The 16,217-nt window shown below is 71.1% G+C and carries 13 protein-coding genes and 1 tRNA gene; 9 read left to right on the forward strand and 5 right to left on the reverse strand.

What is annotated here, in order from left to right; all coding sequences use genetic code 11:
* Nucleotides 1-24: 24 nt before the first annotated feature.
* Nucleotides 25-2,310, reverse strand: coding sequence for a serine/threonine protein kinase (locus F4561_RS03935; protein ID WP_184574856.1), 2,286 nt, complete (start codon nt 2,308-2,310; stop codon nt 25-27).
* Nucleotides 2,311-2,524: 214 nt separating this feature from the next.
* Nucleotides 2,525-3,097, reverse strand: a complete 573-nt coding sequence (locus tag F4561_RS33565; RefSeq protein WP_184574858.1) for a peptidoglycan-binding domain-containing protein — start codon at nt 3,095-3,097, stop codon at nt 2,525-2,527.
* A gap of 343 nt (nt 3,098-3,440) precedes the next feature.
* On the opposite strand from F4561_RS33565, the gene F4561_RS03945 reads away from it, so the two are divergent.
* On the forward strand, nt 3,441-4,070 hold the full coding sequence (locus F4561_RS03945; RefSeq protein ID WP_184574860.1) for a TetR/AcrR family transcriptional regulator: 630 nt from the start codon (nt 3,441-3,443) through the stop codon (nt 4,068-4,070).
* Nucleotides 4,067-5,245, forward strand: coding sequence for an FAD-dependent monooxygenase (locus tag F4561_RS03950; protein WP_184574862.1), 1,179 nt, complete (start codon nt 4,067-4,069; stop codon nt 5,243-5,245). The genes F4561_RS03945 and F4561_RS03950 overlap by 4 nt, the downstream gene beginning before the upstream one ends.
* 27 nt (nt 5,246-5,272) lie before the next feature.
* Here F4561_RS03950 and F4561_RS03955 read toward each other — a convergent pair whose 3' ends face one another.
* Both F4561_RS03955 and F4561_RS03960 read right to left on the reverse strand, forming a co-directional pair.
* Nucleotides 5,273-5,917 carry a response regulator transcription factor gene (locus F4561_RS03955; protein ID WP_184574864.1) on the reverse strand — a complete coding sequence of 215 codons (645 nt, stop codon included), beginning with the start codon at nt 5,915-5,917 and terminating at the stop codon, nt 5,273-5,275.
* The gene (locus F4561_RS03960) at nt 5,908-7,161 is read right to left on the reverse strand and encodes a sensor histidine kinase (protein ID WP_184574866.1); all 1,254 of its coding nucleotides are present in this window, start codon (nt 7,159-7,161) and stop codon (nt 5,908-5,910) included. Before F4561_RS03960 ends, F4561_RS03955 begins: the two co-directional genes overlap by 10 nt.
* 189 nt (nt 7,162-7,350) lie before the next feature.
* Between F4561_RS03960 and F4561_RS03965 the strand changes: the two genes are divergently transcribed.
* From F4561_RS03965 to F4561_RS03995, 7 genes are all read left to right on the forward strand, one after another.
* On the forward strand, nt 7,351-8,721 hold the full coding sequence (locus F4561_RS03965; RefSeq protein ID WP_246437130.1) for an acyltransferase family protein: 1,371 nt from the start codon (nt 7,351-7,353) through the stop codon (nt 8,719-8,721).
* Nucleotides 8,722-8,869: 148 nt separating this feature from the next.
* Entirely contained in the window at nt 8,870-9,769 is a 900-nt protein-coding gene (locus tag F4561_RS03970) for an aldo/keto reductase (protein ID WP_221445359.1), read from the forward strand.
* Between the two features lie 301 nt (nt 9,770-10,070).
* Nucleotides 10,071-11,105, forward strand: coding sequence for an NAD(P)-dependent alcohol dehydrogenase (locus F4561_RS03975; protein WP_184574869.1), 1,035 nt, complete (start codon nt 10,071-10,073; stop codon nt 11,103-11,105).
* 144 nt (nt 11,106-11,249) lie between these two features.
* Entirely contained in the window at nt 11,250-12,959 is a 1,710-nt protein-coding gene (locus tag F4561_RS33115; protein WP_281384024.1) for a LuxR family transcriptional regulator, read from the forward strand.
* A 212-nt stretch (nt 12,960-13,171) separates the two neighbouring features.
* Nucleotides 13,172-14,005, forward strand: coding sequence for a class I SAM-dependent methyltransferase (locus tag F4561_RS03985; RefSeq protein WP_184574871.1), 834 nt, complete (start codon nt 13,172-13,174; stop codon nt 14,003-14,005).
* Nucleotides 14,006-14,386: 381 nt separating this feature from the next.
* Nucleotides 14,387-15,301: an SDR family NAD(P)-dependent oxidoreductase gene (locus F4561_RS03990; RefSeq protein WP_184574873.1), complete on the forward strand. Its 915-nt coding sequence runs from the start codon at nt 14,387-14,389 to the stop codon at nt 15,299-15,301.
* Nucleotides 15,302-15,318: 17 nt separating this feature from the next.
* On the forward strand, nt 15,319-15,789 hold the full coding sequence (locus tag F4561_RS03995; RefSeq protein WP_184574875.1) for a GbsR/MarR family transcriptional regulator: 471 nt from the start codon (nt 15,319-15,321) through the stop codon (nt 15,787-15,789).
* 270 nt (nt 15,790-16,059) lie between these two features.
* On the opposite strand, the gene F4561_RS04000 is transcribed toward F4561_RS03995, so the two are convergent.
* A tRNA-Leu gene (locus tag F4561_RS04000) sits at nt 16,060-16,133 on the reverse strand.
* Nucleotides 16,134-16,217: the final 84 nt, after the last annotated feature.

Genomic DNA, 16,217 nt, shown 5'->3' on the forward strand with positions numbered 1-16,217 from the left:
GAACCTCCCGGGTTCCCCGGCCGTTCAGTCGTCGAATACCGAGCCGGGTACCTGGAACGAGATCGCGGTCGAGGTCTCGTCGTACTCGTACGGGGGGTCGCCGCCGGTGTAGCCGCCGGGGTGGCATCCGGTCGGGTTGAACTCGACCACCCACGTTCCGGTGCACAGCCAGTCGTCCTCGATTATGTAGGCGAGGACGTCAGGGCCGATCTCGTTGGTGACGGCGAAATAGTCCTCGCCCTCCAGCGCGAAGTACTGTTCGACCACACGGTCCGCTTCCTCGCACGCCACATCCCAGGAGTCGGCGCGCACCCGCCAGGTGACGCCCTCCGGGTCGTCGAACTCGCCGCACTCGGGCGCGGACACGAGCACCGGACCGTAGGGATCGCCGGGCTCGAAGCCGGACTCCGGCCCCTCCTCCGGGATCAGGGTGTTGGCGGGGGTGCGGGTGTCGGGCTCCTCGACCGCGACCGGCTCGTCCACGGCGGTGAAGTCGATCTCCACCTCCCAGCGGTCGGTCTCGTACTCCAGGAGCAGCGGCCGGTCGTCGTCGTCCAGAGTGAGGTTTCCCGTCCCCGGTTCCTCGTCGACCTGCCCGGCGACGGATACCTGCGCGGAGTTGACCCCCTCGGGTTGCTCTATGGTCTCGGTGAACACGTGTCCGGTCAGTGGGCCGGACAGCTCGGTCGTGCCGTCACCGGTGGACTCCTCGGTAATCTCCTCGGCCGCGGCGAGGGACCGCAGCGGGTCGGCCACGGCCACGGGGCCGTAACTGCGGGGGGCCTCCTCCCCCGATGCGTAGACGCCGCGGTTGGTCACCCCGTACTGCAGGGTCCGGTAGATATAGATGTCGCCGCCGTGGTTCACGACGGTCACCGGGAACTCGGTGCCGCCCTGGTTCCCGGAGACCGTCTCGCTCGCGAAGATCTCGGGGTCGCCGTTGGTGTAGCGCAGGGTGTGTACCTCCCGGCTCTCGTTCAGCACGGTCTCGGCGTCGGCGTCGGCGTCCGCCTGCTCCGCCGCGTAGTCGGGGGTGTACTGCACCGTCATCTCGGCGGTGAAGCCTTCCCCGTCCTCCACGAGCTGCGCCGCGGCCGCCACCCGTTCCTGGGGGGAGGGGCCCGCGAACTCCTCGACGGCGAAGTAGCCACCGGTGGCTATGGCCCCTGTGGCCACGACGGCGCCGGCCGTGATGGCCGCCGCCTTGACCCCGGTTCCGCCGGTGAGCCACGCGAGCACGCCACCCGCACCCGCGCCGCTGCCCGCACTGCTTCCGGCCGGCGCCGCGGCCCCCGCCGTTACGGCAGCCGCACCGACCGTCACCGCGGGGGCCGCGGCGGCACCAGCCGCGGCCCCCAGCGCCGCCCAGGTGGCCGAATGGTGGCCCGCGGCGTCGATCCCGCGCCACACTTCGGTGAGCAGGGTCCGCAGCTGGCCGCCGAGGGACGGGAGCGACTCCTCGGGGGACGGCTCCGCGCCGGCGGCAACCAGCAGGTCGCGCAGGGCACTCTCGGCGGCGGGACGCGCCTCGGGGTCCTTGGCAAGCGCCCGGCTGGCCAGGTCCCGCAGCTCATCGGGGACACCGTCCAGGTCGGGGTCGCCGTGCAGCACCCTTTCCTTCAGCTCGTCCGGAGTACCTTCGCCGAAGGGGGCGCGGCCGGTGGCGGCCAGCACCAGCAGGCCGCCCCACGCGAAGACGTCGGTCGCGGCGGTGCCGGGTTCGCCGCGATACCGTTCCGGGGACACCCAGCCGGGCGTGCCGTAGGACGACGCCGCGTCCGGATCCCCGCCCGCTTCGGCATCGGTGGCGATGCCGAAGTCCACCACGTACGGCCCGTCCGGCGACAGGATCACGTTGCCGGGCTTGATGTCGCGGTGCACCACCCCGGCCGCGTGGATCGCCGCCAGGGCCTCCGCGGTACCGGCGGCGAAAGCCCGCAGCATCGCGCCGTCGAGCACCCCGATATCGGTGACGTGCTGGCGCAGGGTGCGTCCCGGCACGAAACCCGTGGCCATCCACGGGGTGGCGGCCCGCACGTCGGAGGCACGCACCCGCGGCACGCACACCCCGTCCACCCGCGTGAGCAGCTCCACCTCGCGGCTGAAGATCTCGCGGAACCGTGACTGGGCGGCGTAGCGTTCGTGGATGGTCTTGACGGCCACGCAGCGGGCCGACTCGTCCAGTCCGCCGAAGACCACACCCATGCCGCCGGCGCCCAACCGGCCGACAATCCGGAAGCGGCCGATGGACTGCGGGTCATCGGGCTGCGTGGGGCGCAGCTCCGGAGGAAGGGGCGGGTTCGCTTCCACGGGGCTTCCTTATTGTCTGTGTCCCTGCGATATGACCCTCCGACCATAATGACCACGCGGCGGACCACCGTCGAGAACCCTGTCCGCAGTCGGCCGTGCGACTGGGCCCGGCCGGCGCGAGCGCGGCCACGGGTGGGCCCCTCAACGCCTCCACCGCGGTGTGCCCACCGCGAGAGTCCCGGGGAGACCATGGCCTCCCCGGGATGGCCACGGACTACTCGTCCTCGGCGCTCTCGGCGTACATCGCCCGGAACGTGATGGGTCCGATGATCCCGTCGGCGTCGATGCCCTTGCTCTCCTGGAAGTCCTTGACCGCCTGCTCCATCTCCGGGCCGAACTCGTTCATGGTCGTGTCATTGCTGTCGTGCCCCAGGTAGGTCAGGGAGTGCCGCAGGCCGGCGACCAGCATGCTGTCGTCCCCCCTTTGCACCAGTCCGGTGTCGTCGCGGAGTTTGCCCCAGGTGTCCTCGTCGAGGTTGCCGGTAGTGGGGATGAGCTCGTTGTTGAGCTGGTACTGGTTGACGGCGAACGTCATGTTCGAGGTGAACTCCAGGTGCGGCTCCTCGCCGAGGTACACACCGAACTCCTGGAGGAAGTAGCCGACGGCGACGACCCGGTAGTCGCTGTCGCCCTCCGTGAGCTCCACCCACGGATCCTGCTGGATGGCCGCGATGACGTGTGGGGGAGTGTCCGGCCCGTCGGCGAGGGCGGGTGGCGCCGCGCCCAGGGCGAGCGCGATGCCGGCGACGCTGGTGGCCGCGAGGGTGAGTCCACGCTTCGGGAACACGATATGCCTCCGTTGTGTGCGCACATGGTGATTGCTGGCCACCAGGGGACGTATGGGGCTCTTCGGGGGATTGCGCGTTCCGGGAGAGTTCGCCCGTGGTTCCCGATCCGTTCGTTCCGGCTGCCCGGTGGCGGTGGCGCACGCGCGGGATCGGTGAGAACGGGGATCTCGGCAACGGTGTCCGCCACGTGGCCGTCAACGGTCGCCGCGGTCTCCTGCCGAGCGGTCGCGGGTGCGGCCAACAGCACGGTGGACACCGTTGTTGCCCCCTGGCGGGGATGTGCTAGCGTATTGGTCAATTGACCAAGGCGAACGAACAAGGCATATGACCAAGGAGGGGCGCATGGTTCCCCCGACCGCTGCCGAACGGGGCCGAGAGGTGCGCGAGACGCTGCTGGCCACCGCCGGTGAGCTGATCGCGGAACTCGGCTGGAACTCGGTGAGCACCCGGATCCTCGCGCAGCGGGCCGGGGTGCGGCCCGGGCTGGTGCACTACCACTTCGCCTCCCTGCCGGACCTGCTGCGCGAGGCGGCCATGCGGACGATCCGCCGGTTCCTCGACTCGACCACCGAGGTGCTCGACGCCGCGCCCAGCGCGACAGCCGGCATCGAGGAACTGCTGTCCGTCCTGGAGAAGTACGGCGGCCCGGACCCGCTCACGCTGCTCATGAGCGAGGCGTTCATGACCGCCACGCGCGACGAACAGCTCCGCGCCGAACTGGGCGAGGCCATCGACCGGTTCCGCCGGGACCTCACCGATCGGCTCGCCCGATCCGGGCACGGCTCGCCCGAGAGCGCCGCCACCGCCGTCATGGCGCTCCTCGACGGGTTCGTGCTGCACAAGGCGCTGAACCCGGCGATCACCGCGGCCACGATCACACCGTCCGTGCGCCGCATAACCGCGATCGGGGACGAGAGCGCTGGCGGGCCGGAACAACAACCGCAACACCGAGAGGTAGGCGAGACACCATGAGAGCCGTCATCTGCGGGGCCGGAATCGCGGGACTGGCCGCCGCCGCCCGGCTGCACCACCACGGCTGGGAGGTGTGCGTCGTGGAGAAGGCCCCGGGGCCGCGCCCGCAGGGGTACATGATCGACTTCTTCGGCCCCGGCTACGAGACCCTGGGCCTGATGGGCCTGCGGTCGCGCCTGCACGAGCTGGGCCGGCGCGTCGACGGCATCGAGTACATCGACAGCGAGGAACGAGTGCGCGCGCGGGTCGACTACGCCGCGTTCGAGAAGGCCGCCAAGGGCGAAATCGTCTCCCTCCTGCGTCCCGACCTGGAACTCCTGCTCCGCGAGACGGTTGGGGACAAGGTCGACCTGCGCTACGCCACCACCATCGACCACATCGACGACACCCCCGGCGGTGCCACGGTCACGCTGTCCGACGGCTCCATCCACGACGCCGACATGGTCGTGGGGGCCGACGGGATCCACTCCCACGTCCGATCGCTCGTCTTCGGCCCTGAGCAGGACTACCTGTACTACCTCGGCATGCACACCGCCGCCTTCGTCTTCGACGACCCGGAGACGGCCCGCCGGGTCGACCGCAAGTTCGTGATGCTCGACGACGTCGACGCCCAACTGGGGCTCTACACCACCCGCGACGACAGGGTCGCGGTTTTCGCCGTGCACCGCTCGCCGGACATGGCGCTGCCCGCGGACCCCCGCGAGGTGCTCCAGCAGCGTTTCCAGCACCTCGGCGGGCTGGCGCGGCGCGCGCTGGCCCACTGCCCGCCGTCCGACGAGCTCTACTACGACCAGGTCGCGCAGATCGAGCTGCCCCGCTGGTCGAACGGGCACACCGTGCTGCTGGGGGACGCCGCCTACGCCGTTTCGCTCATCGCCGGCCAGGGCGCGTCCCTGGGTGTCACAGGCGCCTACGTGCTCGCTGAACGCCTGGCCGCCGCCGACTCGGTGCCGGAGGCGCTGGATGACTTCGAACGCCGCGTGCGCTCGCTGGTCGACGACCGGCAGGCCGTGGTCCGCCGCCGTGGCGCCAACGTCTTCCTGCCCTCGTCCCCGCTGCGACTGCGGCTGCGCTACGGGGTGATGAAAGCCCTGCGGCTACCGGGAACGAGCCGCCTGCTGCGCAACGGGCTGATCGGCAAGTTCCACACCCCGGTGGCCGATCTGAGTGCCTGAGCCCCGTGTTCCTCCCGCGGTCCCACGCTAGGAGCGGAGGTAGGTGAGCACCGCGCGCACCCGCCGGTGGTGGTCGGTGTCCTCGGCGTACAGGTCCAGTTTGGTGAAGATGCTGCGGATGTGCTTTTCCACCGCGCCGTCGCTGACCACCAGGGAGCGGGCCATGGCCTGGTTGGAGCGCCCCTCTGCCATCAGCGCGAGCACCTCCCGCTCCCGCTGGCTCAGCGGCGCCAGCGGGTCGTCGCGCCGGCTCACCATTAGCTGGGATACCACCTGCGGGTCGAACACCGTGCCCCCGGCGGCCACTCGCCGGAGGCCCTCCAAGAACTCGTCGACATCCACCACACGGTCCTTGAGCAGGTAACCGACCGCCCCCCGCGCGTCGGCCAGCAGGTCGTCAGCGTAGGAGACCTCCACGTACTGGGAAAGGACCAGCACGGGGCTCCCCGGTACCTGCTGGCGGGCGGCCACCGCGGCCCGCAGCCCCTCGTCGGTGAAGGACGGCGGCATGCGCACGTCCACCACCGACACATCCGGCTGGTGCTGCACGATCGCCTGGACCAGGGAGTCGCCGTCGCCGACCTCGGCCACCACCTGGCAGTCGAACTCCTTCAGCAACCCCACGATGCCCGAACGGATCAGCGCGGCGTCGTCAGCCACCACTACGCGCACGGCACCTCCACCGCGACCACTGTCGGACCTCCCTCGGGGGAGTCAACAACCAGCTCGCCTTCGACTGCCTTGACCCGATCGGCCAGGCCCGCGAGCCCATGGCCCTTGGCCAGGTGGGCGCCGCCCACCCCGTTGTCACCCAGGGTCAGCAGCAGGCCGTTCCTGGTCCGGGACAGTACCACCTTCGCCGCGCTCGCCGTGCTGTGCTTGGCCATGTTCGTCAGGCACTCCGCGGCGACGAAGTAGATCGTGCTCTCCACCGCGGCGGGAAAACGCTCCTCCACCTGGGTGTCCACGGTGACCGGAACCGGACAGCGTGCGGCCAGGGCGGCCAGGGCGGGAGCCAGTCCACGGTCGGTGAGCACGGGCGGGGCGATGCCCCGCGACAGCGCGCGCAGCTCGTCCAGCGTCTCCCGGGTGTCGCCGATCGCGCTGGTGAGCGTGTCGCGCGCCGCGTCGGGGTCGCGCTCCATCTGGCGCTTGACCCGGGAAAGCTCCATAGCCAGGTGCACCAGCCGCTGCTGGGGGCCGTCATGGATGTCACGTTCCAACCGCCGCAGCGCACCGGCCTCCGCCGAAACGGCCGCCGCGCGGCTCTCCGAGAGGTCGGCGATGCGCTCCTGCATCTCGCCGACCGAAGTGAGCAGGACCCGGCCGAGCTGGGCGCGGAGCAGGGCACAGCCGCGCAGCACGAACGGCAGGAGCAACGCCAGTACCAGGCCGATGGCGAGGTAGAACAGCGAGTCCGCCAGATTGGTGTTGGGCAGGCCGAGTAGGCGGGGCAGGTCGGTGTAGTCCTCGCCCACGGCACGGCGGATAATCCAGCCGTACAGCGGGCGGGTGATCGCGAGGAGGGCCGCCCCCGAGAACGCCACCGACACCGCGAAGGTGATGACCGATACCGGAAGGATCAGCACCCCGTAGAGCAGGTCCAGCCAGCTCTGTCCGGCGCGCAACGGGGTCGTCAGCCTGCGGAGGACCCCCGCGTCCTGCGGAGTGCGGGGGTAGTGCGGCCGAGCCACCGGGTGGCCCAGCACAGCGGGTAGGGAGCGGCGCTCGACCTCGGCGAACCCGCGGGCGATGAGCAGGCTGAGTGCCAGTACCGCAATCCCGATCCCGATGGGCAGCGTGCCCACGCCGGCCGCGAAGGTGGGGACGAGCAGGACGAACCCGATCAGGGCGATCGGGAAGGAGGAGAGAAGGTAAACGAGATCGGCGCCGGCCCGCCGTAGTAGTGCTGACATGACCACCAGACTAGAGAGCCGCCAGGGCACCGACATCCCCGCACACGTGCCTGTTCCGGGTAGGGCCACCCCTACCTAGGGGGGAGCGCTGACCAGTCGGAAGTGGGGGGTCAGCCTCATGTCCACTAGCCTGCCCCTGTTCTTAGGTTTGGGTATGTCCAACCCTCCACCGAACGGGAGAGGCCCCCCATGGCCATGACCCTGGCCGCCCCGCACAGTGCGCCAAGCACCCCGGCCGTACGGGCACCCGTCCGCGACTGTTTCCTGGACGCCCTGCGCCTGCTGGTGATCGCGCTGGTCGTGTTGCAGCACTGGACGATGCCCGTGCTGGACTCCACCCGGGGCGGGGTGACCGTCGGCAGTGTTCTGGATGTGCCCGGGGCGTGGGCGCTCACCTGGGTGGTGCAGGTTATGCCGCTGATCTTCTTTGTCGGTGGTGCCGCGAACGCGATCAGCCTGCGCTCGGCACGCCAGCGCGCCCAGAACGCACCGGACTGGCTCGCCCGCAGGCTGCGGCGGCTTGTCTGGCCCGTGGTCCCTCTGGCCATGCTGTGGGTCCCCCTGGCGTACCTGCTGGTCGCCGCGGGCGTTCCGGAGGAGGCGGTGCACAGTGGCGCGCGGGCCGCGGGCATGGTGCTGTGGTTCCTGGCCGCCTATCTGATGGTGGTGGTGCTGGCGCCGACCCTGCTGCGCTGGGAGGAGCGCGCCGGATGGTGGGTCTGCGCCGGTCTGCTGGCCGGGGTGGTCGCCGTTGACCTGGCGCGTCTGGCCACCGGGGTGACCGAGATCGGCTACCTCAACGTCGCCCTGGTCTGGGTGGGCGTGCACCAGCTCGGCATGCGCTACGCCAGCGGGGCGCTCAACCGGCGCGCGGCAACCGTACTGGTCGTGGGCGGCTGGTCCACCGCGCTGGGCGTGGTCCTGGCCGGCCTCTACTCGCCGAACATGACCGGCGTGTTCGACACCGCGGTCTCGAACATCAATCCGCCCACCCTGGCCCTGACCGCTCTGGGAGCCGGGCAGGTCGGGCTCGCGGTCCTGGCGCGGGAGCACATCAACGCCTGGGGGCGCCGGCCGGGCGCGGCGCGGTTGGTGGCGTGGGCACAGTCCCGGATGATGACGGTCTACCTGTGGCACATGCTGCCGATGGCCGCTCTCAGCGCCGTGCTGGTGGTCTGGGCCGACCTGGCTACCCCCCGGCCGTTCACCGCCGAATGGCTGCTCTGGAGCGGGACCGGGGTGGCCGTCATGGCGTTGGCGCTGTGGCCCCTCGTACGGCTCGCGGAGCGCTTCGAGCAGCCGCCGAACCTGCCCTACGCACCGCAGGGCGTTGTGCGAATCTGTGTGGCGGCCCTGTTGGCGGGCTGCGGACTGCTCACCCTGACGGTCACCGGGTTCGAGCCGACCCCGGCCCTGCTCGCCGGCTACCTGGCCATCGGCGGCTCCTTGGTCCTGACGTGCGGCTTCCACCCAGTCTGGCCCCGCACTGTCCGGGCATGGGCGCTGTCGTTTCCCAGAGCGTCCCTGCAAGGCGCCCTTGCGGGGCGCGCTCCGCGATGACGGCGGGATGCCGGTTCCCGGCGTGCGCGCGTCCTTCGCGGAAGCTGCGCTGACGTCGCCGAGGGCGGAGCCGAGCACGCGCGGAAAAGCTCGTGATTCGAGGGCCAGAGCTGGACCCTAACCGCGGTTGTGACCCTAGAGTTCGGACATGCCAACTACCCAGACAGGAACACAGCAGGCAATGGCGCCGAGTGCTTTCGGCCGCCAGGGCTTCGGCGCGATGCGGTTGAGCGAAGAGACCGCCGATGAGGGCGATCGCGACCCGGCAGCCGTTGTCGGCGCCGCACTCGACGCGGGCGTCACCATGGTGGACACCGCCGACGCCTACCGGAATGAGGAGCTCGTCGGCCGGGCGATCCGAGCGCGGCGCGACGAGGTGCTGCTGGCCAGCAAGTTCGGTCTGGTGTGGCACGACGACGTCGGGGGGTCCCACGAGTTCCGGGCCGATCCGGCCTATGTCCGCCAGGCGTGTGAGGCGAGCTTGCGGCGCCTCGGCGTCGACGTGATCGACCTGTACTACCTGCACCACCGCAGCGAGCGGACGCCGATCGAAGAGACCGTCGCAACCCTGGTGGAACTGATCGAGCAGGGAAAGATCCGCGCCATCGGGCTGTCCAACGTGACCGCGGAGGACCTCCGGCGCGCGCACGCCGTCCATCCGGTCGCGGCGCTGCAGGAACGGTGGTCAGTGCTCCAGCGCGGCATGGAACGGGAGTTGCTGCCCGCCGTGGCCGATCTCGGGGTGGCCGTTGTCGCCCATTCCCCGACCGATCACGGAGTCCTCCACGAGGTGCCCGGTACCGCCGACGGTGCGGACACGAGCCGCGTACGCGCCGCCCTGGACGAGATCGCCAACGCGCACGGCGCCACAGCCGGACAGATCGCACTGGCCTGGGTGCACCACCGGGAGTCCGCCCACGGTGTAGCGGTCATCCCGCTTCCGGGGACGACCAGGGTCAGCCACCTGCGCGCCAACGTGGCCGCGGCCGACGTGCGCCTGTCCGGCGACGAGCTACGGCGGCTCGATGCCTTCGGGACGGTGACCTGACCCGCCCGCGCAACACGCCGGCGGTACCGCCACCCGGCCACCGGGAGCGATCCTTCGCGCCGGGCCGGGCTCGACAGGCCCGCACCCGCTAACGGCGGCTTCCCGCCGATCCGGCTCCGGGCCTGTTACCCCGAGAGCGCCGCACCCGCCCCTGCCGGGTGCGGCGCAACGGCCCGCCGTCGACACCGCGGACGGCGACACACCGGCCCCGGGACGGTCCTCGGCCGCGCTCGGGCCGAAACCTAGGCTGACACGAGGATCGAGAGGCGTCCGCGCGCCACGTCACAGGAGGAGGCCGCGAATGCGTGCCGTGCAGTACCGGGAGGTCGGCGAGCCACCTCGGGTTGTCGGCGTTGAGGTGCCCGAACCCGGGCCGGGACAAGTGCTGCTGCAGGTCACCGCGGCAGGCGTCTGCCACTCCGACCTGGAGGTGATGAGCTGGCCCGCCGAGTCCTTCCCCTACACGCTGCCGCTCACCCTGGGGCACGAGGCCGCCGGCCGGGTTGTGGCGCTGGGAGGCGGGGTCAGCCGGGTTGGGGTGGGCGATTCGGTCGTGGTCTACGGCCCGTGGGGCTGCGGGGTGTGCCGGGTGTGCTCCACGGGCCGGGAGAACTACTGCCCGCGCGCCGCGGAGCTGGGAATCCGGCCGCCGGGGCTGGGCAGTCCAGGGGCGCTGGCGGAGTACGTGCTGGTGGACTCCGAACGCCACGTTGTGCCGATCGGCGACCTGGACCCGGTCACCACCGTGCCGCTCACCGACGCCGGTCTGACCCCGTACCACGCGATCAAGCGCTCTCAGTCCCGGCTGTACGCCGGAAGCACAACGGTGGTGATCGGGGTGGGCGGCCTCGGCCATGTCGCGATCCAGTTGCTGCGTGCGATGTCGGCGACCACAGTTGTGGCCCTGGACGTGCGCGAGGAGAGCCGGGAGCTCGCGCTGCGCAGCGGCGCCCACCACGCGCTTCCCTCGGACGGGGAAGCGGTGTCCGCGATCCGGGAGCTGAGCGGCGGTGCCGGCGCCAGTGCGGTCTTCGACTTCGTGGGGGCGCAGGCCACGGTCGACCTGGCCGCGAACGTTGTCGGGATGGACGCCGCCATCACCCTGGTCGGGATCGGCGGGGGTACGCTGCCCGTCTCCTTCGGCTCACCGCCTTTCGGCGCGGTTGTGGGCACCACCTACTGGGGCGCCCGGGCGGAGCTGATGGAACTGGTGGATCTGGCCCGGCAGGACGCGGTGCGCGTCCACGTGGAACGCTACGGCCTGGACCAGGCACCCGAGGTCTACGAACGGATGAAGGCCGGCAGGATCCACGGCCGGGCAGTGATCATCCCGTAGCCCGGCGACGCGGGAACCGGCGCGTGCGGGCTGCCTCGATCGTGCGGGACCGAAGCCCCGGAGCGGCCCTACCGGCTCCGCTCCGGCGCGCGACCGCTCGGGCGCCGGGCAGGACCAGGACGGCGGGACGGCGCGCGCAGTAGCATGCTGGTAGAGATACCCAGCGCACGCTGGGTGCTGGTGGTCAGCGATGGCCCTGGCCCGGGAGCCGCCATGCACACCGATGTGCTGACACAGGGCCGCGAGTCCTATGCGCGTTGGGCCTGGAAAGCCGCCTACGAGGAGCTGTCGGCGGCACAGGGGGAGACGCCGCTGCCGGGCGCGGACCTGTACCGGCTCGCTGTGGCCGCGTACCTGACCGGTGCGGACGCCGCCGCCGTCGAGACGTTCCAGCGTGCCCATCACGCCCTCGTTGACCAGGGCGAGGTCGCTCGTGCGGTGCGGTGCGGCTTCTGGCTCGGGATCGTTCTGGTGCAGCGAGGGCACCACGCCCAGGCGGGGGGCTGGCTGGCCCGGGCCCAGCGGCTGCTGGCGGAAGAGCCGCTGGACTGCGTGGAGCGGGGATACCTGCTCCTCCCGGGCGCCCTGCGGTCCCTGGAGGGTGGTGACCCGTCGGCGGCGTACGCGGTGTTCGGCGAGGCCATCGAGATCGCTGACCGTTTCGGCGATCCGGATCTCGTCGCGCTGAGCCGGCTCGGTCGGGGGCAGGCGCTTGTCGCCATGGGCGAGGCGGGCGCTGGGGTGGCCATGCTCGACGAGGCGATGCTCGCGGTGACAACCGGGGACGTGTCGCCGATTGCCGCCGGGCTCGTCTACTGCGCGCTGATTCTCGCCTGCCGCCAGATCTTCGACCTTCGGCGGGCGCAGGAGTGGACGGCGGCGCTGAGCCGCTGGTGCGCCGCGCAGCCGGATCTCAAACCCTACCGGGGCCAGTGCCTGGTACACCGCTCGGAGATCATGCAGCTCCGGGGGGAGTGGCCGGAGGCCATGGAGGAGGTTCGGCGGGCCTGCGCGCACCTGAACGAGCCCCCGGGTGACCCGGTGTTGGGGATGGCCCTGTACCAACAGGGCGAGCTGTTGCGGCTGCGCGGCGAGTTCGCGCGGGCCGAGCAGGCCTACCGCGAGGCCAGCGAGTGCGGACACCCGATCCAGCCCGGTCTGGCCCTGCTGCGCCTGGCCCAGGGGCGGGTCGGGGACGCGGCCGCGGCGGTCCGCCGGGTGCTGGACGAGGCCGAGTCCGACCGGGTGGCGCGTTCCCGCGCGTTGGCGGCCTACGCGGAGATCATGCTCGCCGCCGGGGACGTCGAGGCGGCACGGGCCGGAACCGACGAACTTGAGGTGCTCGCCGCGGACTTCGACGCGCCCTACCTGTGGGCCGTGGCCGCCACCGCGCGGGGCGCGGTGCTGCTCGCCGACGGTCACCCGCGCGGCTCGTGCGTGGCCCTGCGTCGTGCCTGGACAAGCTGGCACCAGCTGGAGGCCCCGTACGAGGCGGCCCGGGTGCGCGTGCTGATGGCTCGGGCCTGCCGCGAGCTGGAGGACCACGACACGGCGGAGATGGAGCTCGACGCGGTTCGGCATGTCTTCGAACAGCTCGGGGCCGCTCCGGCGCTCGCGCGGGTCGCGGAGCTGTCCGGCATGCCGGCGCGACGGGAAGCCCCGGCCGGGCTGACGCCGCGCGAGGTGGAGGTGCTCAAGCTGGTGGTTACCGGCGCGACCAACCGGGAGATCGCCGACCGCCTCGTTATCAGCGAGAAGACCGTCGCCCGCCACCTCGACAACATGTTTCCCAAGCTCGGTGTCTCCTCGCGGGCGGCGGCCACCGCCTTCGCCTACCAGCACAAACTGGTGTAGCGGGCGTCCTGCGCCGAATTACCCATTGGGGCGGCCCACCGCGATTGGGTAGTTCGCCCGAAGCGGCACACGCCTGGTTCGCCGGATCCTTGTGGTAGCTGTCCGCGAGCGGGGCGGGGCCATCCGCCCGGACGATCGCGTCGACGTCCCCGCGGCGCGGACCGCTCGGCCGCGGCATGGCCGGGCGAACCGGCGAGGAGGGGGAAGGGGAAATGACTACCGATGCACCCACCGCGGAGCAGATCCGCGCCGCCTGGGACGCTCTCGCCCCGGGCTTCGACGCCAACGTCTCGCCGTACACACTCCGGTTGGGGGAGGACATCATCGACCGTCTCGACGTCGGCCCCGGGACGCGGGTGCTGGACGTGGCGGCGGGCTCCGGAGCGTTGGCCATTCCGGCGGCGCGCCGCGGCGCGCCAACGGTGGCCGTCGACATCGCCCCGACCATGATCGAGCGGCTCGCGGCGCGCGCCGAGGCCGAAGGGTTGTCGAACCTGCGGGGCCGGGTCATGGACGGGACTGCCCTGGAGTTCCCGGACAACACCTTTGACGTGTCCGTCTCGCTCAACGGCGTGTCCCTGTTCCCGGACCTCGACGGAGGTCTGGCCGAGCTGGTCCGGGTGACCAAGCCGGGCGGCCGTGTCGCGGTCGTGGCGTTCGGGGCGATACAGCGGACCGAGTTCGTCGCGTTCTTCATGTCGGCGATTAAGACCGCTGTCTCCGGGGTCACCCCGCCGCTGGATCCGCCACCACTGCCGTTCCAGGTTTCTGATCCCGAGAAGCTCCGCAGCAAGCTTGTCCAGGCCGGCCTGACGGCGGTGCGCACCGAGACAGCGACGTGGGAGGGCCGGTTCCGGTCGGCCAGCCACTACTGGGACACGGTCACGTCCAGCAACCCCATCGCGGTACAGCTCATCTCTGGCCTGACCGCGGAGCAGCGGGACAGTGTGCTGCGGGTGCTGGACGGGATGCTGCGTGAGCGTTCCGGCGGCGACCCGGGCGCGGTCCTGCACAACGACATCACCATCGGCATCGGGACGAAGTGAGGGGACCGGGGCGTTCGCCGCGGCATCAGGCGACGCCCCGGTCTCTCTCCCAGGAGCCCGCGGACTCGGCATTGCTGCCGCGGTGGGAGCTCGGCCGGGACAGAGCCGCCGATACGCGGTTCTGCTCTGGGGTCTGCTCGTGCGTTCGTCGCCTTAGGGCAACCGAGGTAGGAGTGGACCCAACAAGGCAGCATGCGAACCTCCAGCTCGTAAGCGAAGGGCCACACATCGAACTCCTCCCCGCGCACGCCAAGGTTCGCCGGGAGGGCTGCTTCGGGCCGCGCACCCGGCGCCAGGGTTCGGGGGAGCGATTGGCGGCCGGCTGCATTATGATCGTGTTGTTCGGATAAATCCGAACAACACGATCATTGCGGAGAAGCCATGCCCATCCGACCACTCGTCATCGCCATCACCGGGGCCAACAGCGGGATCGGCTTGCGGGCGGCCGAGCGGCTCGCCGCCGACGGCCACACCGTCCTCGCGATCTGCCGCAGCCAGGAGCGCGGCGCGGCGGCGCTGGAGCGCATCAACGCCGCCGCCGCGGTGCCCGCCCGGCTGGTGCTCGCCGACCTCGCCGAGCCCGCCTCGATCGAGGCGGCCGCACAACGCCTCCATGACGAGCTCGACCAGCTGGACGTCCTGATCAACAATGCCGCGGTGTTCGACCAGACGATGCACACCCCCCAATTCACCAGCGCTGGGCACGAGTTCTTCTGGGCCACCAACCACCTGGGCCCGCACCTGTTGACGGCGGCGCTTAGTGACCTCCTCGCGGCCGCGGCAGACCCGCGGGTGATCAACGTTGCGAGCAAGGGACTGGTGACCATGCCCCGGATCCGGATCCGCTTCGAGGAGCTTGACGACCCGTCCTGGTACAGTCCGACCAAGGCGTATTACCACGCCAAGCTCGCCCAGATCATGACGACCTTCCAGCTTGCGCTGCGCACCGAGGACATGCTCGACGTGGCCTGCGTCCGTGTCCCCGCGGTGCGGCTGGACGCCGACCGGGTCGCCGCGTTGCCCTGGTGGCTGCGCACTCTGTACGCACCGAAGAACCGCCTCGCCACCTCGCCCGGCACACTGGCCGAGACCTACGCTCGCGTCGCCACCCGGGACCGCCCTGGGGCCGCCCACGCCAACCACCCCGACGGCCGGCGCGACCGCTTCCGCGGAATCTACGTCGACGAGAACGCGCTTCCGGTGCCCGCCCCGGCCTTCGCCTACGACGATGCGGCCCGTGCCCGCCTCTGGGAGGTCAGCCAGGAGGCCACAGGCAACCCGCGGTGGGCGTGGTGACACGACAATTGGGAGCCATGAACGACACGCCACGGCAAGAGTTCATCGAGAACGCCGCCATGTTCTTCGAGCGGCTCGGCCTGAACAGGACGGCAGGCCGGGTGATGGGCTGGTTGCTCACCAGCCCGGAGGGTACCGCCGACGCCCACGAACTCTGTGGCGAACTCACCGTGGCCAAGAGCAGTATGAGCGTGGCGCTACGCCAGCTCGACCAGACCGGGCTGGTCGAGCGGTACCGTCCTGCCCGGCAGCGTCGGGACCACTACCGGCTGGCCGAGGACGTCTTCGCTCGCGCGTTCCGCGCGAAGATGGCAGAGCTCGACGAGTTCCAGGCGCTGGCGAAGCAGGGCCTGCGTGTGGTCAGTGACGATCCGGCCTCCCGGCGGCGCCTGCAGCGGATGGCCGACATGTACTCGTTCATGGCCCGCGAGTTCCCCGCGCTCCTCGACCGCTGGGAGCAGCAACAGGAACACTGGCACCAGAAGTGATGCCTCAGTGGCGGATTCCGCCCAGCGCTCCTCGTGGCGGCCCCAGCAGGGCGGCAGGCGAACGTGGTCCAGGTTGCTGTTGGAGTGGCCCCTCGGAGGGTGTCGGCGTGCTCGGCGGCCCACTGGGCGAAGGGGCGCGGCGGGCGGCCGGTGACCTGCTCGACAGCAGAGGTGACCCCGGCCGCCCCCGGGAAAAGCCACCGACGCCGCACCCTCCAGCGGGGCCGGTACCCGCCGGTCAGGAGGGGTGGCGGCGCAGGTGGGAACGTGTGGGGCCGGCGGGACTCGAACCCGCACTGTCACGGACCTAAACCGTGTGCCTCGGCCTATTGGGCTACGGCCCCCAGCCTCTGCTCCGGGGCGCTCCTCACCCGGGTGGCGACCTGGGTGCTAAGAGCACGCATCGCTGAAGAGAATGGCAGGTGGGG

The organism is Lipingzhangella halophila, from assembly GCF_014203805.1.
GTDB classification, from domain to species: Bacteria; Actinomycetota; Actinomycetes; order Streptosporangiales; family Streptosporangiaceae; genus Lipingzhangella; species Lipingzhangella halophila.